Below are 915 nucleotides of genomic sequence, written 5' to 3'. Positions count from 1 at the left end.
AGAGAGGCTGAAAATCAGACCAATGGCGAGGGCATAGGTCCACTGATCGATAAATAAACTGGCAATCAATGCGATACACAAAGTGCTCAGACCAACTTGCAAGCCACCAAGGCCAAGAAGTTTCGTCTTCATATTCCAGAGCATTTTGGGCTCAAGTTCTAAACCAACCAAGAACAACATCATCACCACGCCGAATTCAGCAAAGTGTTGAATAGTTTGTGTCTCTTGTCCTACTAGCCCAGCGATTGGGCCGATGACCACGCCAGCAATGAGATAACCCAGTACCGAGCCAAGCCCTAAGCGTTTAGCAATCGGAACGGCAATAACGGCAGCGAGCAGGTAAATACTGGCTTGAATGAAATAGGCGGTCATATCAAACCTCGTTGTTCTTGTTAGTGGTGTTGGCGTTGTTGTAATGGTTGCTTAAGTCAATGTCACCGAAGGATTCATGCGTGAGAGACCCATCACTGAGTGCGTTGAAAAGTGCACTCGCTTTTTTTGTATGAGGCTCGATACGACCATCCTCTTTGGCTGTTCTTGCGCCAAACAAAACGAGAGGCGGTATGTAATGCATTTGGCATAGATGCGCGACTTGTTCGAAAGGGCGTAGTAATTCGCGCAGTGGATACTGGTTCAGCCCCTCTGTTTGATAAGCGCTTTCTTGGGCTCCTGCACTCGTCAGAATGAACAAGGTTTTGTCCTTGAGCTTGTCGCCACTCTTCCCGTAAGCAAAGCCATATTCGAGCACTAGATCTTGCCACTCTTTGATGATGGCTGGTGAGGAATACCAGTATAAAGGGAATTGAAATACAACGATGTCATGCTCGAGCAATCGCTGCTGCTCTCGCTCTACGTCGATATGAAACTTTGGATATTCGGCGTATAGATCAACCGCAGTAATATTATCGATCTTTT

2 protein-coding genes are annotated in these 915 nt (G+C 46.7%); both read right to left on the bottom strand.

Annotation, left to right across the window (positions count from 1 at the left end; translation table 11 throughout):
* On the bottom strand, window positions 1–372 hold a 372-nt coding region (locus A3738_RS08695), incomplete at its 3' end, for a cation:proton antiporter (RefSeq protein ID WP_197473726.1).
* A 1-nt stretch (window position 373) separates the two neighbouring features.
* A partial coding sequence (locus A3738_RS08690) for an NAD(P)H-dependent oxidoreductase (protein ID WP_068763530.1) occupies window positions 374–915 on the bottom strand: 542 nt, incomplete at its 5' end.

This window comes from Oleiphilus sp. HI0066, assembly GCF_001635725.1.
The sequence above is the reverse complement of the archived record's forward strand: the minus strand, read 5'-3'. Positions and strand labels throughout refer to the sequence as shown.